The organism is Acetomicrobium sp. UBA5826, from assembly GCF_002433005.1.
Taxonomy (GTDB): domain Bacteria; phylum Synergistota; class Synergistia; order Synergistales; family Acetomicrobiaceae; genus Acetomicrobium.
This window is the reverse complement of the sequence record NZ_DJHF01000015.1, coordinates 174-25,335: the sequence shown is the minus strand read 5'-3', so window position 1 is coordinate 25,335 and position 25,162 is coordinate 174. Positions and strand designations below refer to the sequence as shown.

Genomic DNA, 25,162 nt, shown 5'->3' with positions numbered 1-25,162 from the left:
AGATTTTCATGGCTTTATAGCGAAGCTTTTGAAGTTACTTAACTTCCAGCGTGTATCTTGCGCCGAAGAGCTTTTCTTCGCCGCAGTCGGCTATGACCAGGGCGTTATATCCACCGGGTTTCAGCGCTCCAAGGTCGACGAAATATCTGACGGAACAGCCGGGAAATATCCTTAGTTTTCCCCCTTCAAACCGCCCCAGCGAACGCCCGCTCTGGTCTGCCAGATCAACGTAAAGGGCAGGGACAAGCCACCTTTCCCCCGTATTTTCCACGTCCAGGACCAAAAAGACCTTGCCGTCCCTGTTTTCAAGCCTTTTTGAAGCAAACCTAAGGGCCCTTTCTCCGGTGTCGCCTATGTGTGTGATCATCTGGACAGCATGTCTGAATACGGCCTGCACGCCGATAGCTACCTTGTCTTTTTCAGCGCTTGGCGGTTCAAGCGCCGCCTTAGGGATAGGCTCGACCATAATGACGCTCCAGTAGGTGCCGCGAAGGCTTTGGTCGTTTGGCACGGATATCTGATAGGCAACACTGGCGCTGCCCTTCGGCGGCACGGTTATCTGGTTAGGCGAATACGTGATCCAGGAAGCGTTGGAACGCGGCGTGCTACCGGGCTTTCCGAAGTCGCTTCTTCCGTCCGCGTAAAACATGTAGTCAGTCTGATAAATATTGACGGTCACAGGCTCCGCGTCGTTGTTTAAGATGACGATATTCCCTGAAGCCATTCCACCTATTGCCACTTCTTTTTCTATGGTCAGACCCCCGGGAAGGGAGATGGCGCAAGCCTTACCGGAAGATAAAAAATAAATACACAGACATAAAAATAACAGCAGTATCTTTTTCATCGGTCCACCACCGTAAAAATTATAGTAGCGCTGTAGTTGCCCGAGGGTACGTTTATGGAGATGCCTGAAACCTTGTACTGGACGGTAATGTCCGTCCTGTCCCCGCTTCCTTCAAAGAAATCCGTATCAGACGTCTCGACAGCTACATAAGAACTCCCCCCGCTTACGGCGCCGCTTCCGCTTCCGTCCCCCGTGCGCTTCACGTAAAGCGTCACCCCCTGCAGCTGCGAAGCACCGCTTTTTCGCACCCGCACCTGCCACGCGTCGCCGCTTCCGCCGGTGCCGGTTATGTTGATCACCGTGGCGTCGAGCTTGCTTTCAAAGCTTTTAATCAAATCGCTTCCAGCGCCGCCGACAAGACATGAAGAATCGATGATGAAATTGCAGCTGCCGGCGGCGTAAATATCAACGGCACAAGCGGAAGGCCCGGATAAAATGAGAAACGCCGCAGGAACAAAAGCGAACAGAAGGACTGCTTTCTTTATGACAGACCACCCCGATTCGCGTAGAAGGGTAGGGGGCAAAACGCCCATTGAAGAGATGTTAATGGTCATGCTACTGATCCATGAGCGTAAAAGTGACAGTTCTTGCGCCCTCAGTTGGCGCCGGCGGTGTACTACCAACAGGAGAAAGCGTGTAAGTTTTATGCCCACACTTTCGTTTTTAACATTCTTTATATCTCTTACCACGTCTTTAGCGGTCGTGGATAGGGTTACATCGCCTTGTGATGTAGCCCCGGTCGGCGCTCCTAAATTCACCATAAGCGTCAGCCCCGTCGGCATGGCGGTGTCGATCCTGGCAGTGATCTTTTTTTTCTTCCCTTTTGCTGTTATCGAATATGTCGTAGAACTGTCCGTAGCGGGGGCGGGCATGGCACCGGCTGTAGCTGTATTTATGGTGAGAGTTACCGGAGCCAAATTGCTGAGTTCGTTTATGTCGGCTATGAAGTATGTAATGGTTTGAGTGGCGACATTATTTGCTTGTGCAATGCGGCATGACCCCAGCGTTAGCATAATTATCATCAAAGTGAGTGCCCACGCTTTTTTATGCTCGCCCCAAAGAATAGGTCTGCCTTTTCGTGAGCAGACAAAAGCGCCCCCGCCATAGATAAACAACATTTACACACTCCATCGCGCTCGAACTATTGGTGTTCTATACAAGCCATTCCACTTCATGCAGGATAGGAAAGCGGACTTTTGCCCCGCTTTCCTATCCTGAGAAACATGCCGTCGCTATTGCGCATCCGTAAGCGTAAACGTCACGGTTCTCGAACCGGAACCAGCTTCAGCTTCAGCCGTGGCAGAAAGCGTGTAGGTTATTGTGAGATCCTTTTTTGCCACTTTACTTATCCCTGTTACCACGGGATCAGCGGTCGCGTCCAGTACTACATCACCTTGTGATGCACCCACGTCCTGCGCATCTAGCTTCACCTTAAGCGTCAGCCCCGCTGGCATGGGGGTGTCGATCGCGGCGGTGATCACCTTGCCGTTTCCGTTCGTGGTGATGGCATACGTCGTAGAACTGTCCGTAGCGGGGGCGGGGTCGTTTCCGGGTGCAGCCGCATTTATAACGAGAGTTCCTGGGTTGCCGCTCACTGTAATTTCGTTTATCTCCGCCACTTCAAAGCTCACAGATTGTGTAGCTGTATCAGCTGCATGCGCGACGCCGTAAACCCCTAAAACTAAAGCCATGGTCAATATTACCGTCAATGCCTTCTTCGTATTCATCATATAATTAACCCCTTTCTTTCTTAAAATGCTTTTTCATCGAATCTTTATATCTTAACTTCTTGCCCTGTACAGTAAACTATGTTTCTCCCATCTCTCCCCCCCTTAAAATTTGTTACTTGTGTTTTCCGGCCGAGCTCTTCGCCCATCCGCAGCCATTGTCGTGGGATTGTCAGTAGCGACGTCCATATAATGGTTTCAATGTTTTGAATTATACAAAAAATAAGATGCAAGTAAAGAAGCTTTCTTGTATACTATGGCGACAAGCTAAGAGATGAAAAATTTTGTTTATTGATTTTCTATTCACATGAAATATGAAACCTTTATAAATTTTGAAATTGTTTATATAATATACTCTAGTGAAATACAAGTCAACCCCCAGAGGGCTCTATTTCAAATAGTGTGGAAACACTCCGGTGGTAAGAATCCCAACATTATCTTTTTTGTGTAGACCTCTACGTTTCTAAGACCAAAGGAGATTCGTTTTAGCATCTTCACCTTCGTATTACATCCTTCGGTATAGGCATTGGTAGTTTTGTTTACGAAATAGTTCAGTATAGGTTGTCGCCACCGTTTTAGGGTATTGCCCCACCTGTACAACTCGGCATCGTCAGAAGCCTTCAGGTTCATGATGATTAGGTCTAAAAGCTTGGCTGCTTCGTTCTTGTCTCTTGCCCTATATACGTCCCTTAAGCGTTCCTTGGCCCAGTAGAAGTCTTTGAGGTTCGGATAAGTTCTTAAGAGCTCGTCTACCTTTTGCCTTCCTCTGTCGCTTAAATTCTCCCTTGCAATTAAGAATATCTTCTTAGGTATCCTTACCTTACCCTTATGCCTTACGTCCTGCTCAATCCTCCTGGCTTCGTCCATGCGCCTATTGGCATCCGCTATCACGTGGAAATGGTCTACCACCACATTGGCCTCAGAAAAGAGCTTACTAGCCACCTTCCTAAAGGCCTCCTTCATGTCTATGCAGACTTCCTTGACCTTATGGGCAGGGATCTCGGATAAGAAGGCCTCCAATGTGGCTAGGCGGTCGTCTTTTAGGACCTCAAGCACCTTCTTTGCCTTCACGTCTGTTATTATGAGCACCATCTCCTGATGTTTGAAGCTATGCTCGTCTATCCCTAAGTGAAGCTTTTCTGCGCCGTTTATCACTGACCGCAGAAAGTCTGGTATCGTTTTTGCCTCCATCAAGATCTTTTTAGCCTTGCCGTAGGAGATTTTAAGCAGCTTCGATATTGCCTTAAAGCTCATCAAACTCAAAAGCCACAAGACCAACTTTTCCGCATAGTTGGTAAGCCTGCTGCGAGGTTTTATTATCTTAAGCTCCTGCGTAAATGTGCGGCCGCAATGCTTACACTTCCATCTCTGCCTGCCATGTATCTCAAGATATACTTTCTTTCCGTTGATTAACGTGTGCAGCACCTTCCTTGGTTTGGCTTTGCCGTGCCTGTAGAAATCTTTTGAGTTACACTCGGGACAAACTGCTGTCTTGTCGGGTTTAACTTGCACCTCAATCACAAAAGCATCCTCTTCTTCACGCGTATCCGATATCTTGAAGCCTTTAAGTCCGAGCATTTTGGTGATATTATTATTATGGCCATTGGCCATGGTGGTAAGAGCCTCCTTTCTTAATGGGTTTGGTTGGTTCTTACCACCATTATATTTTCAAAGCCAAATTCCACACTAAAGATTATAGAGCCCCCCCAGAGGTATTTGACCGCGTCAAGTTTTTGTNNTAAAAATCAAACCCGCCATGACATATACCCTTTATCCTGGACACGGGGTTGCTCCTGTTAAGCTTAACTATACACTGTCCTGCATGACGCACTACTCGACCGGCTATGCTGTAGAATCCGAAATGAAGTCCCTTGGGCTGTTTCCTCTTCAATTCATCGTTCATTCGTACTTTGAGTGTTTAGGCCGAGCAAAATTTGGGAGGTCCTTTGAAATATATTCACTTGGGAATTCTAAATTTTGACTAATAAGATAAGTTTTTTAAAGCAGCCTTAGTTTTTCCTCGACGAAGTCGATGTGCCGCTCCATTTCTTTAGCAGTGCATCGCCGTTTCTTTCTTGTATATGTGGTATTATAATTTTCGAAAGCTATTGAGCAGATGAGATGACATGAAATTTGAAAGAACCAATTTTATGATTTCGCGATAAGCTCTATACGAAAAGGTGATGAAAATGACGAACATATTGAGGCAATTTAGTTTCGAGTTGCCAACGAGGATCGAATATGGAGTGGGTATCGTTGTTAAGCTTGGGGACGAACTAAAGAAACTTGGAGCCCAAAAAGTATGCATAATTACAGACCCCGGCATCGAAAAGGCAGGCTTGCTGGGAAAAATAAAGCCCATCCTAAATGAAGAAGGGATTTCCTACAGCATTTTCGATGGGATAGATCCCAATCCGAAGGACCGAAACGTCGAAAGCGGCGCTCGGGCCGTTAGTAGTTTTAAAGCGGATGCAATGATAGCTATAGGCGGAGGAAGCGTTATTGATTGCGCCAAGGCAATTGGCGTTTTGGTTTCTCACGGCGGGGAGAAGATAAAGGATTTCGAGGGAAGGACTAAAGTAAAAAAGCCTATCCTTCCCTTCATCGCCATACCGACTACTGCCGGCACAGGAAGTGAGGTTACCTTTTCGGCGGTCATTACCGACACCGAAAACAACTACAAGATGACGGTAAGAAGTCCCTACATGGCTGCAAAGGTTGCCATGCTCGATCCCGAACTTACCGTAACCGTTCCGCCTCATATAACTGCCTCGACTGGCATGGATGCCTTGACACACGCCATCGAGGCCTACACCGTCAAGGTTTCCGAGCCTGTCAGCGATGCACTGGCTTTATACGCTATTGAGCTGATATCGCACAATCTGGCAAAGGCGGTGAAAGATGGGAAAGACATTGAGGCGCGGGCCAGCATGTTGGTGGGAAGCTTGCTTGCCGGGATCGCCTTTAGCCACTCCGACGTCGGGTCCGTTCACTGCATGGCCGAGGCCTTGGGCGGCATTTACGATGCGCCCCACGGGGTTTGTAACGCCGTATTGTTGCCCTACGTTATGGAATATAACGCCGAGTCTTGCATAGAAAAGTACGCAAGAATCGCAATTGCAATGAGAGAGACCTTTGAAACTTCGCGGGAAGGTGCCATGAAGGCCGTAGAAAGGGTCAAAAAACTGGCAAAAGAAGTGGGCCTGCCTGCTTTCAAGAGCCTTGGCGTGAAAGAATCGGACCTTGAAAGGTTGGCCGATATGGCCGCTAAGAACATTTCCACGGATAGCAATCCTCGTGAAATGAGCAAAGAAGATTACCTGGTGCTATTTAAAAAAGCGCTGGTGGATTGAGGCCTATGGAGAGCTGCTAATGAAAAGCTTAAGAGAAGATGCCTTTAGGATAATAGAGGATTCCATTAGTTTGGTATTGCCCGAAAAGGCAGTGGAACAAGAGCTTAAAGAGCTGGATTTGGGTGACAAGATTTATTTGGTCGCCATAGGAAAAGCCGCTTGGAGGATGGCCAAGTCCGCGAAGGACTGTCTTAAGGAAAAAGTTAAAGGCGGCGTTGTCATTACCAAATACGGACATTCCCAAGGCCCAATCGAGGGGCTTAAGATCTACGAAGCGGGCCATCCCATACCCGACGAAAATACGATCACCTCCACGAAAGAGGCCGTAGAACTTGCGAAGGGTCTATCGAAGGACGATGAGGTTTTGTTTTTGGTATCAGGAGGAGGTTCTGCCCTATTCGAGCTTCCCGTCGATGGGGTGAGCCTGGAGGATATAAAGAACGTCACCGATATGCTTTTAAGGTGCGGGGCCAATATCGTGGAGATAAACGCCATAAGAAAGCGGATGTCTCGGGTAAAGGGCGGAAAGTTTGCTCTGATGGCCTCGCCAGCTAGGGTGTATTCCCTCGTTCTTTCAGACGTCTTGGGCGACAGGCTCGACAGCATCGCCTCAGGCCCCGCTTATCCCGACTCGACGACGGCCAAAGACGTAAGAAAAATAATAAGGAAATACGACTTAAAATTGCCGAAGTATATACTTCAAAGTCTGAGCGAAGAAACCCCTAAAAGCCTCGACAACGTTGAAACCAGGATAATAGGAAGCGTCTCCAAAGTCTGCGAAAGCGCAAAAAATGTGGCTGTAAGTTTGGGATACAATGCCATGATCCTGACTACTACGCTAGATTGTGAGGCAAGCGAAGCAGGCCTGTTTTTGGCTTCAATTGCCAGAGAAGAGGTTGAAAAAGAAAGGCCTTTAGAAAGGCCTTGTGCGATAATCCTGGGCGGTGAGACGGTGGTACACGTAAAGGGAACCGGAAAGGGAGGCAGAAACCAGGAGCTTGTCCTGTCCGCTGCCCGAGGCATAAGAAACTATCCGGGAGTTGTCATAGCCTCCGTAGGAACGGACGGCACCGACGGCCCGACGGATGCGGCGGGCGGAATCGTCGACGGAAAGACAGCGACATTGCTGGAGGAAGCCGGCATAGATATCGACGACGCCTTAAACGACAACGACTCCTATCACGCCTTACAAAAAGTCAATAGCTTGATAAAGACGGGGCCGACGGGCACAAACGTAAATGATTTAATATTTATATTATGCGATGAGACGAAAGTCCGGGAAAATTGATGCCTCAGGTGATCCAATGAAAATGGTGGGCGTATGGGTTATGAACCTGTGACCTTTTTCATGGGGATATTTTCGCTCGCCAAATCCCGCCATAGATCCCTCAAATTTTCTTTAAGTTCTTCTAGTGTTTCTCCTTGAGTCCAATAATCTGGAAATTCTTCGAGATAACCAATCCATAGATTGCCATCTTGCCAATATATAAATTTTTGTTTCATCAATTTTCATTCCTCGCTTTGTTTTTATGCTCTTATTCTGATAATAATATTATAACAATAAGGTCAAAATAAGGCATCTTTATCTATCGCTGGGATATCTGCCTTTCCCCTGTTCCGTGGATAATTCCCCTTCGAGTCTGCATGGCATCCTTACCTCGATTAAACAAAGACCTTTTAAGGCCGGCATTAGACAGGGTACACTTACTTGACAGTGTATGTATATGTAGTTACAATGTATCTACAAAGGTGGTGTTGACATTGGTACGAACCTGCGATTCGATGATTAGGGTGCGAATAAACAGCGAAACAAAGAAGAGGGCCGCACGTGTCCTAGATGATATGGGGCTTACCCTTTCCGACGCAGTGCGCATGTTTTTAGTCCGCATTGCCGAAGAAGGGCGTTTCCCCTTCGAGATCGAAGTTCCCAAAGCCAAAGAAGAAAAAACAAAGCCAAAAACCCTTGAAGAGATAAAAAGAATCATAAACAGCCACAGGAAAGAGCTTGAAGAAAAGTACAAGGTAAAAAGCATCGCTGTCTTTGGTTCTTATGCCCGAGGTGAACAGACCGAAGACAGCGACGTCGACATCATGGTAGAGTTTAGCGAGCCCGTAGGTCTCAAGTTCTTCGGCCTTGCCGATTTTCTTGAAGACATCCTGGGCATAAAAGTCGATCTTACGACACCTGACGGCATAAAGCCCAACAGGAAGGAGTACGTCATGGAAGATTTGTGCTATGTCTAAAAGGGACTGGAAGCTTTACGTTGAAGATGTTTTAGAATGCATCAAAAAGGTTGAAAAATATACCGGCGACATGGATTTTACACTTTTCGAAAAAGACGACAAAACGGTCGATGCAGTTATAAAAAATCTCGAGACTATAGGAGAAGCCGCTGGGCACATTCCTGACGACATTAAAGCTCGTCATAAAGACATCCCTTGGGGAGAGATAGTCGGCCTTAGAAACAGGATTGTTCACGGGTATTTTAACATAGACTTGAAAATTATTTGGGGTGTCATCAAGCAGGAACTTCCTACCTTGAAAATACAACTTGAGAATATTTTAAAAGAATAGCACAATAATTATGCTTACCGCATTTTTTTTATGAAAATACAACCTATATGATAAACACGGGACCGACGAGCTCAAAAGTAAATTTTATCACCTGCGATGATAGGTGATATTCGATAAAAATACCGAGCGGTTATCTTGTCCCGCTCGGTATTTAAAAGTTATTCCTTCCTCAAAAGCTCCACGAAGTTTCTGACGTTTTTGACTTCTTCCAGGTTAAATAAAGCCTCGGCGATCTTGTCGAGTTTTTTGTCGTCGGGGATTGCCTTGTAGCCCAGGGTTTTGAACTTCCAAAGCAACTCTTCCTTAGTGAAGGGATTTTTGGGATGTCCCTTGGGATAATTTACCTCCAGGTTGAACACGCGTCCGTCGTTTAAGTGGATGTCGATTTTAACGGTGTAGCGAAGCGATCTGGGCAGATTTTCTATTTCGGGATCGTCGACGACTTCTACTTTTCTTGCGAACTCCAATATCTTGGGATCTTTGATTTTGTCTTCAGTGAACTGATCGATGAAGGCGTTCCCTTCCATGAGCGTAACGGCACAGACATAAGGGTGGCTTAATTGGGCTGAGACCACGCTTTTGATATCGTCTGCGTCGACGGAGTACTTTCTCGTTATGGACGTGGTATGAACGACTATTTTTTTAATGTCTTTAGGCTTTATCTCGGGATGTTCTGCCCTGAACTTTCTCAAGCCGTCTATGGTCGTGTGCTTGCTTCGGCAGGTTGAGTAAAACTTAAGTCCTATGCCCATGAGCTCCCAACGGTCGCCCAACTCCCCGCAGGTTCTCTCTTCGTTGTAGACTCTGTCGGTGAAGCAGTGGTAAAATCCTCCGAATTCGTTTTCGAAGACGTCTTCAATTCCCGTGAAGCCCTCTTTGGCGAGCAAAGCTCCGACGATGGCGCCTTCCGATGTTTTGGAGGGCACTATCCTTTTTGCCATGGAGGCGAACTGGACGGCCTGCAGGCCGCTTGCCCAATTTCCTGAAATTCCCATGGCGTGTTGCATTTGTTCAGCGTTCAAGCCAAGCAGCCTTCCCACGCCCGCCGTCGAACCGAATACGCAGGTGGTGCCTGTGTTGTTAAATCCCTGATGGGCCAGCTCCATGCCGATGGGAGCTGCCACGCGGCAGGATATCTCGTAAGCCAGGGCGGCAGCGACCAAAAATTCCTTCCCGCTAATGCTTTCAAGCATCTCGGCAAAGGATGTGACGCATCCCAAAACTCCTGTGGAAACATGAATTATCCCGTCGGTATGTGTATCGTCGAGCTCAAAGGAGTTTATGGCAGAACCGTTAATCATCATAGCGGCCGTGACGGAAGTTTTATCCCTAGTTCCCCATATGGAGGCTTCCTTTCTATCCGTTCTGGCGGTCAGGACGTCTTTGTAGATCTTCATCCAAGGGGTGGTGGATCCGAATAGCCCGCACCCATAGCCATCAAGCATGACGTTTTTGAGGTGTTCCATCACCTCCGAAGGAATGTCCTCGTATTTCAGGCTGACAGCGAATTCCGATAACCGCCTGCTCATCGTCTGTTTTTCCGACATATTCTTTTCCTCCTCTGTTAATTTAATTTATAAAATTCGGACTATGCCCATGTCTCAGAATCAGAACCTTAATAGTTTCATCAAATCCCTTACCGACGCATCATGTGATATGTGTAAAGTATTTTCAATGATCTCCGCCTGTCTTTTCTTTGAAATTACCCCTTCCGTGACGTCGATGAACTTATCTGTCAATTCTTCGTCTGTCATTGGATTTTCAGGGTCACCCTTTGGATAATCTACGCGCGATGAATAGATATTGCCTTTTTTATCCTTAATTTGGACGATCATGCTCCTGGGATTCGGGTATAGCTTTTGAATTTCAGGATCTATTTCTATGGTGATCTTTTTTGCAATTGCATGCACCTTTGGGTCTTTTATCGCCTCTTCCGTGTACTCTTGAAGCCCGGCTTTGCCTCTGGCTAATATTGAGGCGATTCCGTATTGAATGCTCAAGCGTGCGTGCAAGACCGTTTGGTAATCGGGGATATCAGATCCCTGCTTTGCGTTTTGGTGTGTGAGGATATGAATTTGGTCAATGTCTTCTGGTGTCAAAGGGTGTTCCTTTAAGATGTTTAAAGTGGCCTCGTTTGCATAATGGACATATCTGCAGGAGGGGTATGGCTTGAAGTAAATGGATAAAATATCATATTGGGTTCCCAAGCCTTCCGTGATGGAAGAGATGTCGTATTCGTCGGAAAAACAGTGACAGAAACCAAGTCGTCCCTCGATTACGCCCCTTGGGCCCGTCAGGCCTTCTTTAGCCAGTAAGGCAGTCATGATTCCGTTTCTTGCCGCGTTTCCTGGATGTAAATGTTTTACCAGAGAACCGTCAATTTCGTATTGATTGATGCCCGATGCCAGGCTTCCGGCAAGCCCTAAGGCGTTGACCGTTTCTTCTACGCTTAAGTTTAATATTTGGGAGCAGGCTGCCGTCGTGCCAAAGTGAGCGACCGTTCCCGTTGGATGAAATCCCTTGAGGTAGTGGTTTGGGTTCATGGATTTTCCTATCCTTATGGAGACTTCGTAGCCCACGGCGATAGCGGCGATCAAATCCCGAGCAGTTTTTCCTTCCGCCTCGCATAGGGCGAGGGAGGAAGGTATGATCGAGGATCCGGGATGGTAGGTTGCATGCCTTGAGCCGTCGTCAAGCTCAAGAGCGTGCGCTGCGATGCCGTTTGCGAAGGCAGCCGCTTGAGGAGATCTCATGATGTCCGTTCCAATTATCGTAGCCTTGGGCGGCTCCTCCAGGGACCTTGCGTAAGATTGGGCTATCTTTCCTGACGTCGAGTGATAGCTTCCCGCTATTACGGCTCCGCAAGTATCCAAAAGACACCTTTTGGCCTGGTGGATCACCTCTTTGGGCAAATTTTCGTAAGATGCCCTTTGTACGAAATCTGCCAGCCTTTCGGAGACGGTCTTCGTCATTGCTAGTCCTCCCAAGGTATTTCAAGCGAAAAGAGGGGAGCGTACTGCTGACACCCGTAGACGTCAGTTTCGGCAGGTCCGCCGCTTGGGATCGGGCGCTGATAATTTGCCTTGATGCCCATGCCCGGATCGAAGAACATGAAGTCTAAGATCTTTTCAGGTTCTACGTTATAGGCCTTGGCTATCGCCTCCCTCGTTATGGCTCCGCTTTTTTTTACCCTTTCGTACACTTGCCGGTCGTCGAATATTATCTCCAGGGTTATCATGAAGCTTCCTGCATTCTTGCTTCTTACTGTTCTGGCTAAATCACATATATTTTTTGTCTTCATGAACAAAACCTCCCAAAGTGTTCAATAATCTCTCTGTAACTTCGACTTTCAACATTCCCCTCCACTGTCATCTTCCACAGGCCTTCGAAGAAGGCGTTGGGGTAGTAGGGGGATAACATGGCTTGCAGCTTTTTCTTTAAGTCTTCGTCGGTAACGGGAAATTCAGGCTCTCCCTTGGCGACGGGGATGTATTTTTCAAAGCTTCGGCCGTCTTTTAAAACTACTTTCATATGGGCACCCCTTTCTTCGGGGTACAGGTCGTTTAATTTTTGGTCTTCAATTACTTGGACCTTTTTGGCCAAAAAGATGAGCTTCGGATCGCTTAACGTCTCAGGTGTATAGTCTTGTAGCGTGACGTTTCCTCGAGTCAATGCTATGGCCACGGCAAAGGGCAGGCTGAACATGGCCTCCTGTAGGGTCTTTGGCACCTGTATCCGGCCAACTTCCACGATGCCGAGCCTGTAAGTTTTGACTTCGATGGATTCTATATCGGCCGGATCACAGGATAGCGTTTCCCTGGCCTCCCGCGCCAGGTCTATGGCGGCGTGACAGTGCCTGCAGGTGGGATAAAGCTTCGTGTAAGTATAGAGGATCTCAAAACGGGTTCCAAGGTCTCCTATTAAGGCTTCGGCGGAGTAATTCGAATCGCACATGGCCTTAAGCCAGCCGTGTTCTCCCTCAAAAAGGGTCCTGGGGGATTTGGCACCGCGCATTGCTAAGTCTGCTGCCAGGATACCTGCGGAGGCAGACTTTCCGGGCTGAAGGGGCTTCACGCCCGGATGGTCGTGGAGCATTTCTTGTAATCCTGCGCTTTGAAGCCCGCCCATCGATATGGCGTAAGCCGTCTTTTCTTCGTCCAAGTTTAAAAGCTTCGCACATGCAGCAGCCGCGCCTAAAGAGCCGCACGTTCCCGTCGAATGAAATCCCCTTTTAAGGTGCGCTGGGTTTATCGCCCTGGCTGCCCGAAGCATCATGTCGTAGCCGATGACTATGGCTAAAAGAATATCGGCATATGAGCTTTTTTCCCTTTCGGCCATGGCCAGCACGGCAGGCATGATTGCCACGGCAGGATGTGACGTTCCCCACCTGTGGCCGTCGTCGAGCTCTATAGCGTGGGCCATTACTCCCATTCCGAGGGCGGCGTTTTGGGCGGGCATCTTTCTGCCCACGCAAAGTAAAGTCGACTCAGGCTTGCCTCCGAGCTCCACAAGGTAGGGATTTACCGCCTCAGCCAGCTCTCCCACATAAAAACCTGCAGCCAGCTCGCTCAAGAAATCCACCAGCGAACGTTTTGCTTTCTCGATGACTTCGGCTGGAACTTCGTCATACGACAGCGAGGCGTAGTAGCGGGAAAGTTTGCAGAGCAACGTATCCTTTTCGTCCCTCGGCGCGCTCATCGTTACCTTCCCCTGACAGTTTCAAAGGAGAATCTGAATATCTTATCGTCCAGCGGATCGTCCAATCGCAGGAGGTGGTCTACCGTCCATTTATAGCATTTGTTTTTGGGATAAAGCGGTTCGTCCGTAAGAAGCGCCACCGATCCGCCGGAGGAATTCATCTGTCCGGGATAGCTCATGTAGAAAAAGCGGAATTTGGCGCACTTTGCCACGGAGGTTGCAAGCTCCTGATCCTTCGATATGGCCTCGATTACTACGGCTAATTCGTGGCTTGTTATCCGCTCTTGCGGTTCGAAATCCTTCATGATGGCGTTTTTGCCGTAAACGTGAAAGTAAAGTTCGTAGTCTCCGTCCCTGTGGGGTCCTATGATCTGAGAGACCTTCTTTCGGGTGTCCACCAATATTTGGTCGATGTTGGCGATGGCCCTCGTGTCCCTGATTCCGACCAGGTGATACACCCTGTAGCCCACCTCGCCGGCTCCCTCGAGCTTCACCTTGTAGGTTCCGTCGGGAGAGGGGACAAATTTGCTCCCGTAAACCCTGGTGATGCGGTCCGTTTCGGCGACATACTCTGATTCGTGCATGTCCAAAATCCCGCCGGGCACACCTTGTACGAAGGGGTTTGTCCTCTCGTACATCGAGTGGGCCGCCACGCTGTGGGGCGTCGCCCGCTGTGCCGGATGCATCGGCTCTATCGAAAAGTATTCCTTGGTGACAGTCGCGATAATGGATTCCTTCACCATCTGGGGCCAGCAGACCAGCGATGCACATTCGGCAGCTTTGCCCATATGCAGGCTGATGCCCTTGGGGAAGCCCTTATAGATGGGGTAGGCTGCCAAGACAGCGTCGTCGCAGGCCCTGCCCGCTAAAATTACGTCTGCGCCTTCTTCCAGGGCGTGTACGATCTGCTCTATGCCCATGGATGCCGTAACGTTTGTCGTCTCGTTTAAGACTTCTTCGGTAAGTTCGTAGGGAGCTTCGAGAGGTTCGATATCCTTGAGCCTTCTTTGCAGCTCCTCCTTGCTGACCTGAGAGTATATCAAGGCCATTTTGAAGGGCTCCAACCCGTGTTTTTTGGCAAGCCTTCTGATGATATCTGCATATCTGTCCACTGTCTTGTCCGTGCCCGTAGTGCTGCAGGAGCCGACTATCATAGGAACGTTTCTTTTTCTGCTTTCTACCAGGAGAAGTTCTAGGTCGTGTTCCTCCCATTCGATTGGGTTGTGGGGCATGTCGGCGCCCAAAAAGGTGGGACCTGCATCGGCAGTGCCGGCATCTGCGGCGAAACAATCAATCTGACGTTTCACTCCTTCGTAAAAGGATCCCTCCTCGATTATGTTATCGCCCAAATTTCCCGTTGACACCAATAACGAAACCTTTTCCAATTCGATCCCTCCGATCGTGATGCCCTTTGCATCATAATAACGGATATATATTTCCTATCTTTGTCGAGCTTATCACTCCTTTACCTTTAAGTCAATATATTAAAAAGGGTTATATCGCTAAAAATTTATCAATTTGTTATCTTTGACCAAATGATACTATGCATATATATGTATTGTGCCGGTCATGAAATTTCTTTTTATTGATAAGCGAGGAAACTAACTCAATTAGCGGCGGAAAAAAGGAGATGCAGAGGTGTCTCGCCTTCAAAGACTGCCGGAACCTACGTTATATTAATGATGTTTTTGTTCGCCCTGTGGATATTAAGAGACATCATCGATATCACTAAAAATCATGCCATCCTACTATTGACAAAAATTATATTAGTGGTATTTTTAAAATAACCAATGGAAAGACACTTCCAATATTGCATGCTTGAATAACTATCTTACCTTCATACATCGCCCACTCCTATACGAAAGAGACGACAGGGGGCATCGATGTGGGAAAGACGATTGTCGAAAAGATAATTTCCGGTCACGTCGGCGAAGAGGTTAAGGCAGGAGATTATTGCGTGGTACCCGTCGATATGTTGATGTGTCACGACGCCACGGGCCCGCTTGCGATCAAGGCCTTCAGGGAATTTGAAAGGGAAAGGGTGTGGGACCCCGCAAAGGTTGCCTTCGTTCTTGACCACGCCACGCCAAGTCCAAACGAAAGGATCAGCGGTCTTCACGACATGTTGAGAAGCTTTGCGAAGGAGCAGGGAATAAGGTTCTTCGACGTCGGCGAAGGGATCTGTCATCAACTGATGTTGGAGAAGGGGATGGTCTTGCCTGGCGATATCGCCCTCGGGACCGACTCTCATACCTGCACTTACGGTGCCGTCGGGGCATTTTCCTTCGGCATAGGATCAACCGACGCAAGCGGCGTGCTCCTTACGGGCAAATTATGGCTTAAGGTCCCCCAGACCATGAAGATCGTCGTCGAAAAGGGGCTAACCCGTGGAGTCTATCCCAAGGACCTCATGCTTCACATCATAGGAATATTGAAATCCGACGGGGCTGACTACCTCTGTCTCGAATTTACAGGCAGCTGCATCGACGAGATGTCCATGGGAGGCAGAATGACGCTTTGTAATATGGCGATCGAAGCAGGGGCCAAGGGGGGGATAGTCCCGCCTGATGAAAAGACGCTCGAATGGGTTCGCAGCCGTTCATCTCGTTTTATTACTCCCAAGTTGAGCGACGCAGATGCAAATTTCGTAGATGTTCTCCATATCGACGCAGCTAACCTCGAACCCCAGGTGGCCTTTCCCCACGCCGTCGACAACGTCCATCCCGTGGACGAAGCCATCGGAATTCCCGTACAGCAGGTCTTCATAGGCACTTGCACTAACGGACGTTTAGAGGATTTAAAGGAAGCTGAAAGTATCTTAAGAGGGCGGAAGGTAAATGATTCTGTCAGGCTGCTCGTATGTCCTGCTTCGAGGGAGGTTATGCTTGAGGCCGCAAAGCAGGGCATCATAGCCTCCTTGATCGAAGCAAAAGCTACGATCATCCCGCCTGGGTGCGGACCCTGTCCAGGCACACATCTTGGCGTGCCGGGAGAGGGAGAAAACGTCATCTCCACGGCTAACAGGAACTTCAAGGGCCGAATGGGCAACAACAAGTCGAACATATATTTGGCCTCACCCGCTACGTGCGCAGCTTCGGCGATAGAGGGCAGAATAGCCGACCCCAGAAAGTACTTAAATTAAAGTCGGCAGAAAGGTGATGGAAGATGAGCGATCTTTTATTGAAGGGAAAGGCCCACAAGTTTGGCGATGACGTAAACACCGACTACATAATAGCCGGCAAATACACAAAAACCTTGAATTTAAGCGATCTGGCAGCCCATTTGTTCGAGGACATCGACCCCGAATTTTCGAAGAAATTGAAGCGCGGAGACATGGTCGTGGCGGGCAAAAACTTCGGCTGCGGCTCCTCGCGCGAGCAGGCCCCCATCGCTATAAAGGAATCGGGCGTATCAGCTGTGCTGTCGAAGTCCTTTGCCAGGATTTTCTTCAGAAATGCCATCAATATCGGCCTTCCCGCCCTGGTGTGTGATACCGACGAAATAGATGACGGAGACGAACTTGAGGTGGACCTGGAAAGAGGGTTTGTTTTGAACATATCTAAGGACATAAAAATTCCCATGGAAAAGATGCCCGATATCATGAAAGCCATCTTAAAAGAAGGAGGGTTGGTACCTTACCTTAAGAAGTACGGGGATTTCGCTACAGAATAAGTGTACGGCCTAAATTCGAAAAAGCCTGTGCAGCGAGTCCTGAAGGGAAGATATTTTGAGCAGTCATAATTTTAAGGAGGGGAGAAAGATGAAAAAGAAAGGATTTTGGTTCCTTTTCTTCGCCATAGCTTTGTGTCTTTTAACTTCGCCGGCAATGGCGGAAAAACAATACCTCAACATGGGAAGCACGTCCTCCACCTCGGGGGTCTATGCCTGGTGCGTCGCTACGGCAAACGTGATAAACGAGGCCCAAAACGACATTCAGGTTACGGTCATCGAAAGCGGCGCAGCCCTCGATAACTTAAGGAAAATCAAGGCGGGGGTGTTCGATTTTGCGTTATGTGTCGATCTGCCTTCTGCCTATCAAATGGTGAAGGGCATGGATACCTTCGAGAATGAGGAGTGGGAAGACGTTCGCTGGCTTTTCATGCGTAATATTACTGCAGATCGTCTGTATGTGAGAAAGGACTCAGGCGTCACTACCTTTAAGGAACTGAAGGGCAAGAAGTTCAGCCCCGGCATCCCCGGCTCCGCATCGGCCGACTATATTTTTAAATTTAACGATCTGTTGAATGCCGACATAAAACTTGTCCCTGCTGCTATAGGAGATGCAGTTGATGCCATGAAAAACGGCGCAATAATAGGACTTCAAAAGACATCACCCCTGGATAGCCTGGATGCTTCCATGATCGAGGTCAACCTCACCCTTCCCATCACGGTCATAGGATACAGCGAAGATGACGTGGCTAAGATAAGGGAGCGTTACCCATACATGATCTTCCTCGAGACGCCCAAGGGCAAGATCAAGCAGCTGCCGGACGTGGGACCCATCATGGAAGAGTGCGCAATAGTAGGGGCCGTAGCATCGGTCAATCTGCCCGAGGAAGTCGGGTATCAAATCGTTAAAGCCTACGTCGAAGGTTTCGATGAAGTGGCATCTGCCTATCCCGCAATTAAGGGTTGGGACCCCGTGGCAGATTTCTTCGAAAACGTCCCTGAGGGCGGTGAAATTTACGCTCATGCAGGTCTGATACGTTACGCCCAGGAAAGGGGCATCGAAGTTCCTGAGAGGTTTATACCTCCTGAATACAAAAAGTAGACCCAAATAAGGCAAAGGGGCAGCCGATCATTCCGCAGGAAATATCCCGCTTAGGCTGCCCCTTATATGTCCCTGACACAGTGGGATATGAGAANNTCAATGTTTGACATGACCAAAGACAGAATCGATGCTCCCGATGTAAAGACCTCCGTCATCTTTTGGTTGGCTGTGGCGCTTTCCGTGGCGCAGCTTACTGTCCCGATATTTTTTCACCTGCTAGATTTGCAGCTTAGGGCGATTCACGTAGGCCTCGGCATATCCTTGGCCGCGCTGGTGTTTCCCTTTAAGAAAAAGTACGAGACGAACAGGCTGACTACGCTGGACATCTTAGAACTTCTTTTCATAATAGCGGCAAATGTGAATATATACATCAAGACGTTAAATATTTACATGTATCCCGGAAGCGCAGATACGTTAGATCTGTTGCTCGGGATCGCCTTAACCGTCATAATCCTCGATACTACCAGGAGGGCCGTGGGTTGGGCCATCCCGATAATTGTTGCCTGCTTGATATTTTACGCCCTCTTTGGAGACATATTTCCCGGAATGTGGAAATTGAGAGGGTTGTCCTTGAACTTCGTAGTCAACTCGGTCTATTTCTCTCCCTTGGGTATTTACGGCAGCGTCACCGCCATGTCGGCCACCTTCATATCCCTTTTCATAATCTTTGGGGCCTTGCTGTCGGCCGGTGGGGGAGGGAAGACCTTCATAGATATAGCCTTTGCATTGACAGGCAAATGGAAGGGAGGTCCTGCCAAAGCCGCCATAGTGGCCAGCGCGCTTTTTGGAAGCATATCGGGAAGCGGAGTGGCAAACGTCGCCGTTACGGGAAGTTACACCATACCGATGATGAAGCGACTGGGATATCCTCCCAACTTTGCCGGAGCCGTTGAGGCGGTCGCCTCTACGGGAGGCGGCATAACTCCGCCTATAATGAGCATCGCCGCCTTCATGATGTCCGAATTTTTGGGAATTTCATATTTAAAGATAATAGGTTACGCCATCATTCCCTGCGTCCTCTATTACACGAGTGTCTATGCTGGCGTGCAGTTTATGACCTTGAGGTTGGGCCTGGCTCCCGTGCCGGAAGATGAGATTCCCGAGTGGAAGGAAATATTGACCTTCAGGCGCCTCTCCTGTCTCGTCATTCCCATCGTCGTTTTGCTGGGTCTTGTTGCCGTCGGGAGGCCCCTCCTTACCGCAGGATTTTATACCTGTCTTTCTACCATAATTCTCATGTTAATAAGTGAAATTCCCGAAAGGGGGCTTATGAAAAGCATAAAAAAAATGATCGCCGCCCTGGCTGAAGGCGGCATAAGCCTTGCCAGGATCGTTCCCATACTTGTCTCGGTCAGCATTTTGGTAAACATGGTGGGCATAACGGGCATAGCTCCTAAGATAAGCAGCCTGATAATGAGTGTGGGGCAGGACAGCTTCATATTCGCCCTGATTATAAGCACGATTGTCCCCTTTATCTTGGGGACTTCACTTCCCGTCGTTCCCACTTACGTCCTATCCCTTTCCATTCTGGCTCCTTCCCTGCTCAGGCTCGGAGCTGATGCTGTGGCGCTCCATCTATTTTTCATTTATTGGTCGCTGCTCGGTGGTCTCACGCCGCCTACCTGCACCCAGGCAATCGTGGCTGCAGGCATAGCAAAGGGCGACTGGTTTAAGACGGGAATTAATTCTGTGAAATTAGGTATCGTGGCCTTCATCATGCCCTTTTTCTTCGTCTGGAACCCCGCTTTCGTTGGCAGGGGGACGCCTCTGCAGATTTTAATCTGTGCAGTCACCGGCTTTTTGGGAGCCATATTTATGGCCTACGGCTTTTTCGGACACATAGACAGCAGGGCGAACCTTTTGTTTAGAGCGGCCTTTTTCGCAGGAGGAGTGCTGCTGCTTTTTCCCCATCATCTTTATTCGATGATTGGACTTGTCCTCGCCGTCGGTTTTTTGATAATAGAAAAGATGGTCAGCAAAAAAATTGATCTGGAGGGATCGTCTGTATGAAGAAATCGACCTTGTTGAAAAATATGATATTGGAAAGAAAAGCCCTTGTTTGTCCAGGTGCTCACGACGTTATTTCTGCTAAGCTCATAGAGCGCGCAGGGTTTAAGGCATGCCAGGTCAGTGGCTTCGGCCTTTCGGCTTCATATCTTGGGCTTCCCGATATGGCCTTTTTGTCCTTCTCCGAAGCGTTGAACTTTTCCAAAAACATAATAGATGCAGTAGAAATACCCGTCATGGTCGACGCCGATACGGGCTTTGGGAACGCCATTAACGCAATGAGAGTTACCGAGGAATTTATAAAGATCGGGGCAGCGGGGATGAACATAGAAGACCAGGTTTTCCCCAAGCGTTGCGGGCACCTTGAAGGAAAGCAAATAATCCCGATGGAGGAAATGGTGCTCAAGATAAAGGCTTGCATAGAGGTCAAAAAGAAATTGGACCCCGATTTCGTCATTAACGCCAGGACCGATGCCATAGCCGTAAACGGTGTGGATGAAGCAATAAGACGGGGCAATGCCTATGCTGAAGCCGGAGCAGATTTGATATTCATCGAGGCTCCCCGCACCAAAGAAGACATAAAAAGATTAACAAAGGAAATTCAAGCACCCATTAGCATTAATCTCTTCGATGCCGTAAGCGGCGGCAAGACTCCTCTTATCAGCATTGACGAGCTTCGCGAGATGGGAGTAGCTCGTATAAGTATACCCGTAGGTCCTTTGTTCGCTGCCATAAGGGGCATGATCAATTACCTTGACGTGATAAAAGATGGCATCGCCGAAGGAAGGACGGACCTCGTGGTCCCCTTCGGGGAATTTAAAGAGTTGACAGGCTTTAATAAATATCGAGATCTTGAAAAGACGTTTTTGCCCGATTACATACCTTAAGGCCTTGTTTTTCCGTCGAAGCGCGGGATTGGCCTATTAACGATATCTACAAATCGGAGAGCTCCGTTTGAGCATCGCTTGACAGCTCTCCGATTTGCCATACCTTCTTGAGGTATACTAATATAAATGCTGAAATTTATACAGATACAACGGGAGTTGATAGCCGATGGAGATACCGATGGGAAACAACGCAGAAGAATATCCGCCAACAGTTATAGAGATACTTAGGAGCCTCTATTTTTCGGAGGATCCGTTGACCTCTGTCGAATTGAAGGAACAGCTCGATAAGCGCGGTTTTTCCATCGACGACAGAACCGTTCGTTATCACCTGTCCAACCTGGAGAAGGAAGGCCTCATCACGCGCTTTGGAAGAAAGGGCGTGATGCTTACCACGGAAGGCAGCGAGGAGGCTAGAGCCATCTTCGTCTTCGATCGCATAGGCCTTTCTTCCATGGAGACGGAGATGCTGATCATGAAAAGCGACCTGGACCTTTGTTCTAACAAGGGCAAGGCCATCGTAAACATCACCTCCGTTCCGGAGGAGCTAAAAGATGAAGCTCTGTCGTTGTTGGCCGAGATGTCTGAGTCCAACGTCATCATCTCGCCCCTGGTTGCGATCTTACCCCAGGGAAAGAGGATTTGGAACTACAGGGTTCCGGAAGGTCGCTGCGCCATCCTTTGCCTTTCTTCGGCCAATTACGATGTGGCCTTGAGGCGCTGCGGCGTCTATGTGGAGACCGTTGCTACAGGACTTTTCAGGCTGCAGGGCTACAAAGGCAAGGGCTTCGTCGATGTTATATCCCATTCGGGCACTACCTTGAGCCCGGGAGAGCTTTTGATAAGGGGAGGCTTCACTGAAGTGATGTCCGCGGTTCGCACGGGGAAAGGCTGCGTCACGGCCGCCATCAAGACCTTTCCTTCCTTTATGTACGAAAAGGTCGTGGAGGCCATCAAAGATTGCAAAAATGACAACATAAGCGGACTTTTCGAGCTGGGGTACCTAATGCCGCCAAAATATCAAATGAGCATAAAAGATCGCACGCGAGGTTACATGTTGATCTTTGGAGGCGCTAACTATCTCGCTCCCCTGGTGGAGTGCGGTATCACCGATGCCCTATCCATAGCATCGGGGCTTTACGATATTGAGGATATGCATCTGCCTCAGGAAATCCAATAAAAATGGTGGGCGACACAAGTTTCGAACCTGTGACCTCTTCCGTGTGAGGGAAGCGCTCTCCCGCTGAGCTAGTCGCCCACTGCGTATTCGATTATAAAACACCCCTAAGCATTCTGCAAGCGGAAGTTTGCTCTCCCATACCCCCTGGAGTGCCTTGACAGTCCCCTTGCGATCGTGGTAAAAAGTCTACATGTTAACAAAATCTACGAAGGGGGAAGGGGCTGCAAAGGGGGTGTGTAACTGCCCGGAAAAACCTGTAAATATCACAACCAGTGTATTTACGGACTTTTTGGAAAGAAAGGTGGCTAAAAATGCGAAAGTTGGCCATACCACATACTTATGTGCTTTTGTTTATGATCGTTATCGTGGTGGCGGTAGGTACTTACGTAGTCCCTGCCGGGGTGTTCGATAGGTATAGGGACGAGGCGACGGGAAGAACGCTCGTCGATCCCGACAGCTTTCACCACGTCGAACCGACTCCCGTTGGCTTTTTCGATGTCTTTGCATCCGTTCCAAAGGGAATGATCGCTGCCGGTGAGGTGATATTTTTCATCTTCATCGTCGGAGGGGCCTTTACGATAATTCAGGCGACGGGTGCTATTGACGCAGGGATATCAAAGGTCGTGTTGCAATTAAAGGGAAGGGAAAAGCTTCTCATCCCCGCGACCATGTTCGTCTTTTCCTTGGGAGGACTTTCCTTTGGCATGTCAGAGGAGACGATAGTCTTCATTCCCATGGGCGTTGCTTTGGCCAGGGCCGTCGGTTTTGATCCCATAGTCGGGACGGCTATTATATCTACCGGTGCTGCCGTTGGCTTTGCCGGCGGCATCCTGAACCCTTTCACCGTCGGGGTAGCGCAAAGCATCGCCGAACTTCCGCTTTTTTCGGGGATAGGGATCAGGGTTGCAGGCTACGCCCTTCTTTTCCTCGTGGCCTGTTACTATGTGATGCGATATGCCTCAAAGGTCAAAGAGGATCCTAAAAGCAGCATCGTCTACGACCTCTTTAAGGACGAAGAGGTTCCCGGCCAATATACGAGCGAATCGACCAAGCTTACTTCGTCACATAAGTTGGTTTTGTTGGTTGTGGTGCTGTTTTTTGCCTATATGATCTACGGCGTCATGGCGAAGGGGTATTACATAATGGAACTTGCCACCATATTTCTTGCCATGGGCGTCATCTCCGGGTTGATTGGAGGTCTTACTCCCAACGCAATTGGGAGAGCCTTCGCCGACGGGACCAAAAGCATTGCCTTTGGCGCCCTAGTGGTTGGCATAGCCAGGGCCATATTGATCGTTATGACGGAAGGCCAGATAATCGATACCGTTATCTATGCTCTGGCCAACTGGATTTCCCATTTACCGGGAGCTTTGTCCGCAGCGGGGATGTTTTGGGTTCAGTCGGTAATTAATTTCTTCATCCCCTCGGGAAGCGGGCAGGCCATGGCAACGATGCCCATAATGGCCCCAATAGCCGACCTAATAGGCATTACGAGACAGACTGCGGTGCTTGCATATCAGTACGGCGACGGATTTACCAATCAAATCATCCCCACGTCAGGTGTGCTCATGGCCACCTTGGGCATGGCCAAAATTCCCTACGACAGGTGGTTTAAGTTCATCTGGCCTCTCATGATATTCTGGCACTTAATAGGCACGGCCATGGTAATTATTGCCCATTTAGTCGGGTACGGACCCTTTTAGATCCGTAAAACATAAGGCGGCCTTGAAAGCCGCCTTATGTTTTTGTTTAATTTTTAATTCTTCTTCAACGCTTTGGCGACCGTGTTGGCGACAAGTTCGTCGTCGGGAATGTAGGGAAGGGTGATATGGTAGTTTTCCTTGGATTTTTCGTTGACCGATCTGGCTACTTCCATGGCACCGTCGTTTCTGGCCCAGGATCGCCTCGCTACTCCCACCAGTACGTCCCAGGATAGGGCCCTGTTTATGATCTTATCAACTCTTTCGCTCCCGTCCAACACCAAGCCGAATCCACCGTTTATGGCCTTGCCGATTCCGACCCCGCCTCCGTTATGAAGAGCGATAAGAGACATCCCTCGGGCGGCGTTTCCTGCATAGCACTGCACGGCCATGTCGGCAGTGATGTTGCTTCCGTCTTTGATGTTTGCCGTCTCCCTGAAGGGGGAGTCCGTGCCGCCCGTATCGTGGTGGTCTCTGCCAAGCATGACGGGTCCTATTTCGCCCTTTCTCACCATTTCGTTGAACTTTCGGGCGATGGCAAGGCGAAGGTCTGCATCGGCATAAAGAATTCTTGCCTGGGTTCCTACGACGAGGTTGTTTTTGTCGGCGTCCCTAATCCAGATGTAGTTATCCCTGTCCTGTGGCCTGCGGTCAGGGTCGATACACTCCATGGCTGCCCTGTCCGTCTTGAGGAGATCTTCTCTTTTGCCCGAAAGACACACCCACCTGAAGGGGCCGTAACCGTAATCGAAAAGGAGCGGCCCCATGATGTCCTCCACGTAGGAGGGGAATATGAAGCCTTCCCTTTCGTCCGTGCCGTTTTTACATATTTCCCTGACGCCGGCGTCGTAGACGGCCTTCATGAAGGAATTGCCGTAGTCGAAAAAGTAGGCCCCGCGGTCGACGAGGGTCTTTATGAGCTCGAAATGCCTTCGAAGGCTCTTATCCACAAGCTGTTTAAATTTTTCCCTGTCTTCGGAAAGCAGCTTTGTCCGCTCCTCGAAGGTCAGCCCCTGTGGACAGTAGCCGCCGTCATAGGCTGCATGACACGACGTCTGGTCTGATATCAGTTCGGCATTTATCCCAAGTTTCACAGCATATTCAAGTAAATCTACGATGTTTCCGTAATAGGCAATGGATATGGGTTCCTTTTTCTTAAGATGGTTGTTTGCAACGCGAAATACCTCATCTAAATCGGAGGAGACGTAGGAGACCCACCCCTGCTTTTTGCGCGTCTCGATCCTGGAGGGGTCGACTTCGGCGATGATGCCGACGGCCCCCGCTATCTCACAGGCCTTCGGCTGAGCGCCGCTCATGCCGCCCAGTCCTGAAGATATGAAAAGATGTCCCCGCATGTCCTCGCCCGGTTTGAGGCCGAGATGCAGCCTTCCGGCGTTTAAAATGGTGTTGTACGTGCCGTGAA

General features: G+C 49.0%; 22 protein-coding genes and 1 tRNA gene. 11 read left to right on the top strand and 12 right to left on the bottom strand.

Annotated elements, in window-relative coordinates:
• Positions 1-34: 34 nt before the first annotated feature.
• From B3N34_RS03730 to B3N34_RS03715, 4 genes are all read right to left on the bottom strand, one after another.
• Positions 35-844: a hypothetical protein gene (locus B3N34_RS03730; protein ID WP_286975076.1), complete on the bottom strand. Its 810-nt coding sequence runs from the start codon at positions 842-844 to the stop codon at positions 35-37.
• Positions 841-1,962, bottom strand: coding sequence for a hypothetical protein (locus tag B3N34_RS03725; RefSeq protein WP_286975075.1), 1,122 nt, complete (start codon positions 1,960-1,962; stop codon positions 841-843). Before B3N34_RS03725 ends, B3N34_RS03730 begins: the two co-directional genes overlap by 4 nt.
• A 114-nt stretch (positions 1,963-2,076) precedes the next feature.
• Entirely contained in the window at positions 2,077-2,571 is a 495-nt protein-coding gene (locus B3N34_RS03720) for a hypothetical protein (RefSeq protein ID WP_286975073.1), read from the bottom strand.
• 393 nt (positions 2,572-2,964) lie between these two features.
• Positions 2,965-4,182: an ISL3 family transposase gene (locus tag B3N34_RS03715; protein WP_286975071.1), complete on the bottom strand. Its 1,218-nt coding sequence runs from the start codon at positions 4,180-4,182 to the stop codon at positions 2,965-2,967.
• Between the two features lie 578 nt (positions 4,183-4,760).
• On the opposite strand from B3N34_RS03715, the gene B3N34_RS03710 reads away from it, so the two are divergent.
• Both B3N34_RS03710 and B3N34_RS03705 read left to right on the top strand, forming a co-directional pair.
• Entirely contained in the window at positions 4,761-5,924 is a 1,164-nt protein-coding gene (locus B3N34_RS03710) for an iron-containing alcohol dehydrogenase (protein ID WP_286975069.1), read from the top strand.
• Between the two features lie 19 nt (positions 5,925-5,943).
• Positions 5,944-7,212, top strand: a complete 1,269-nt coding sequence (locus tag B3N34_RS03705; protein WP_286975067.1) for a glycerate kinase type-2 family protein — start codon at positions 5,944-5,946, stop codon at positions 7,210-7,212.
• Positions 7,213-7,250: 38 nt separating this feature from the next.
• Here the strand turns inward: B3N34_RS03705 and B3N34_RS03700 are convergent, their stop codons facing one another.
• Positions 7,251-7,427 carry a type II toxin-antitoxin system HicB family antitoxin gene (locus B3N34_RS03700; RefSeq protein WP_286975066.1) on the bottom strand — a complete coding sequence of 59 codons (177 nt, stop codon included), beginning with the start codon at positions 7,425-7,427 and terminating at the stop codon, positions 7,251-7,253.
• 258 nt (positions 7,428-7,685) lie between these two features.
• On the opposite strand from B3N34_RS03700, the gene B3N34_RS03695 reads away from it, so the two are divergent.
• Positions 7,686-8,168, top strand: coding sequence for a type II toxin-antitoxin system RelB/DinJ family antitoxin (locus B3N34_RS03695; protein ID WP_286975064.1), 483 nt, complete (start codon positions 7,686-7,688; stop codon positions 8,166-8,168).
• Complete coding sequence (locus tag B3N34_RS03690; protein WP_286975062.1) at positions 8,161-8,499, top strand: DUF86 domain-containing protein; 339 nt, start codon at positions 8,161-8,163, stop codon at positions 8,497-8,499. The genes B3N34_RS03695 and B3N34_RS03690 overlap by 8 nt, the downstream gene beginning before the upstream one ends.
• Before the next feature lie 158 nt (positions 8,500-8,657).
• Here B3N34_RS03690 and B3N34_RS03685 read toward each other — a convergent pair whose 3' ends face one another.
• The 5 genes from B3N34_RS03685 to B3N34_RS03665 are packed head-to-tail and all read right to left on the bottom strand — an operon-like array spanning position 8,658 to position 14,582.
• Positions 8,658-10,046, bottom strand: a complete 1,389-nt coding sequence (locus B3N34_RS03685; RefSeq protein ID WP_286975060.1) for an MmgE/PrpD family protein — start codon at positions 10,044-10,046, stop codon at positions 8,658-8,660.
• A gap of 60 nt (positions 10,047-10,106) precedes the next feature.
• The gene (locus tag B3N34_RS03680; protein WP_286975058.1) at positions 10,107-11,471 is read right to left on the bottom strand and encodes an MmgE/PrpD family protein; all 1,365 of its coding nucleotides are present in this window, start codon (positions 11,469-11,471) and stop codon (positions 10,107-10,109) included.
• Between the two features lie 2 nt (positions 11,472-11,473).
• A complete protein-coding gene (locus B3N34_RS03675; protein ID WP_286975057.1) occupies positions 11,474-11,800 on the bottom strand; it encodes a DUF4387 domain-containing protein in 327 nt (108 codons plus the stop codon).
• Positions 11,797-13,197 (bottom strand): MmgE/PrpD family protein, encoded by a 1,401-nt coding sequence (locus tag B3N34_RS03670; RefSeq protein ID WP_286975056.1) that lies wholly within the window; start codon positions 13,195-13,197, stop codon positions 11,797-11,799. The genes B3N34_RS03675 and B3N34_RS03670 overlap by 4 nt, the downstream gene beginning before the upstream one ends.
• 2 nt (positions 13,198-13,199) lie before the next feature.
• A complete protein-coding gene (locus B3N34_RS03665; RefSeq protein WP_286975054.1) occupies positions 13,200-14,582 on the bottom strand; it encodes an acyclic terpene utilization AtuA family protein in 1,383 nt (460 codons plus the stop codon).
• A 500-nt stretch (positions 14,583-15,082) separates the two neighbouring features.
• Here B3N34_RS03665 and B3N34_RS03660 point away from each other — a divergent pair, with 500 nt between their 5' ends.
• From B3N34_RS03660 to B3N34_RS03635, 6 genes are all read left to right on the top strand, one after another.
• On the top strand, positions 15,083-16,339 hold the full coding sequence (locus tag B3N34_RS03660) for a 3-isopropylmalate dehydratase large subunit (protein ID WP_286975052.1): 1,257 nt from the start codon (positions 15,083-15,085) through the stop codon (positions 16,337-16,339).
• Positions 16,340-16,362: 23 nt separating this feature from the next.
• Positions 16,363-16,869, top strand: a complete 507-nt coding sequence (locus tag B3N34_RS03655) for a 3-isopropylmalate dehydratase small subunit (RefSeq protein WP_286975050.1) — start codon at positions 16,363-16,365, stop codon at positions 16,867-16,869.
• Between the two features lie 88 nt (positions 16,870-16,957).
• Positions 16,958-17,968 carry a TAXI family TRAP transporter solute-binding subunit gene (locus tag B3N34_RS03650; protein ID WP_286975048.1) on the top strand — a complete coding sequence of 337 codons (1,011 nt, stop codon included), beginning with the start codon at positions 16,958-16,960 and terminating at the stop codon, positions 17,966-17,968.
• 99 nt (positions 17,969-18,067) lie between these two features.
• Positions 18,068-19,978 (top strand): TRAP transporter permease, encoded by a 1,911-nt coding sequence (locus tag B3N34_RS03645; protein ID WP_286975046.1) that lies wholly within the window; start codon positions 18,068-18,070, stop codon positions 19,976-19,978.
• Positions 19,975-20,862 (top strand): isocitrate lyase/PEP mutase family protein, encoded by an 888-nt coding sequence (locus B3N34_RS03640; RefSeq protein WP_286975044.1) that lies wholly within the window; start codon positions 19,975-19,977, stop codon positions 20,860-20,862. Before B3N34_RS03645 ends, B3N34_RS03640 begins: the two co-directional genes overlap by 4 nt.
• 166 nt (positions 20,863-21,028) lie before the next feature.
• Complete coding sequence (locus tag B3N34_RS03635; RefSeq protein ID WP_286975042.1) at positions 21,029-22,039, top strand: DUF128 domain-containing protein; 1,011 nt, start codon at positions 21,029-21,031, stop codon at positions 22,037-22,039.
• Positions 22,040-22,042: 3 nt separating this feature from the next.
• Here B3N34_RS03635 and B3N34_RS03630 read toward each other — a convergent pair.
• Positions 22,043-22,117, bottom strand: a tRNA-Val gene (locus tag B3N34_RS03630).
• 233 nt (positions 22,118-22,350) lie between these two features.
• On the opposite strand from B3N34_RS03630, the gene B3N34_RS03625 reads away from it, so the two are divergent.
• Positions 22,351-23,742, top strand: coding sequence for a YfcC family protein (locus B3N34_RS03625; protein WP_286975040.1), 1,392 nt, complete (start codon positions 22,351-22,353; stop codon positions 23,740-23,742).
• A 53-nt stretch (positions 23,743-23,795) separates the two neighbouring features.
• Here B3N34_RS03625 and B3N34_RS03620 read toward each other — a convergent pair.
• On the bottom strand, positions 23,796-25,162 hold a 1,367-nt coding region (locus tag B3N34_RS03620; protein ID WP_286975039.1), incomplete at its 5' end, for a urocanate hydratase.

Excerpts from the sequence above, each read along its gene's own strand:
- B3N34_RS03730 (WP_286975076.1), bottom strand. The coding sequence starts at position 844 with ATGAAAAAGATACTGCTGTTATTTTTATGTCTGTGTATTTATTTTTTA.
- B3N34_RS03725 (WP_286975075.1), bottom strand. The coding sequence starts at position 1,962 with ATGTTGTTTATCTATGGCGGGGGCGCTTTTGTCTGCTCACGAAAAGGC.
- B3N34_RS03720 (WP_286975073.1), bottom strand. The coding sequence starts at position 2,571 with ATGAATACGAAGAAGGCATTGACGGTAATATTGACCATGGCTTTAGTT.
- B3N34_RS03715 (WP_286975071.1), bottom strand. The coding sequence starts at position 4,182 with ATGGCCAATGGCCATAATAATAATATCACCAAAATGCTCGGACTTAAA.
- B3N34_RS03710 (WP_286975069.1), top strand. The coding sequence starts at position 4,761 with ATGACGAACATATTGAGGCAATTTAGTTTCGAGTTGCCAACGAGGATC.
- B3N34_RS03705 (WP_286975067.1), top strand. The coding sequence starts at position 5,944 with ATGAAAAGCTTAAGAGAAGATGCCTTTAGGATAATAGAGGATTCCATT.
- B3N34_RS03700 (WP_286975066.1), bottom strand. The coding sequence starts at position 7,427 with ATGAAACAAAAATTTATATATTGGCAAGATGGCAATCTATGGATTGGT.
- B3N34_RS03690 (WP_286975062.1), top strand. The coding sequence starts at position 8,161 with ATGTCTAAAAGGGACTGGAAGCTTTACGTTGAAGATGTTTTAGAATGC.
- B3N34_RS03685 (WP_286975060.1), bottom strand. The coding sequence starts at position 10,046 with ATGTCGGAAAAACAGACGATGAGCAGGCGGTTATCGGAATTCGCTGTC.
- B3N34_RS03680 (WP_286975058.1), bottom strand. The coding sequence starts at position 11,471 with ATGACGAAGACCGTCTCCGAAAGGCTGGCAGATTTCGTACAAAGGGCA.
- B3N34_RS03675 (WP_286975057.1), bottom strand. The coding sequence starts at position 11,800 with ATGAAGACAAAAAATATATGTGATTTAGCCAGAACAGTAAGAAGCAAG.
- B3N34_RS03670 (WP_286975056.1), bottom strand. The coding sequence starts at position 13,197 with ATGAGCGCGCCGAGGGACGAAAAGGATACGTTGCTCTGCAAACTTTCC.
- B3N34_RS03655 (WP_286975050.1), top strand. The coding sequence starts at position 16,363 with ATGAGCGATCTTTTATTGAAGGGAAAGGCCCACAAGTTTGGCGATGAC.
- B3N34_RS03650 (WP_286975048.1), top strand. The coding sequence starts at position 16,958 with ATGAAAAAGAAAGGATTTTGGTTCCTTTTCTTCGCCATAGCTTTGTGT.
- B3N34_RS03645 (WP_286975046.1), top strand. The coding sequence starts at position 18,068 with ATGTTTGACATGACCAAAGACAGAATCGATGCTCCCGATGTAAAGACC.
- B3N34_RS03640 (WP_286975044.1), top strand. The coding sequence starts at position 19,975 with ATGAAGAAATCGACCTTGTTGAAAAATATGATATTGGAAAGAAAAGCC.
- B3N34_RS03635 (WP_286975042.1), top strand. The coding sequence starts at position 21,029 with ATGGAGATACCGATGGGAAACAACGCAGAAGAATATCCGCCAACAGTT.
- B3N34_RS03625 (WP_286975040.1), top strand. The coding sequence starts at position 22,351 with ATGCGAAAGTTGGCCATACCACATACTTATGTGCTTTTGTTTATGATC.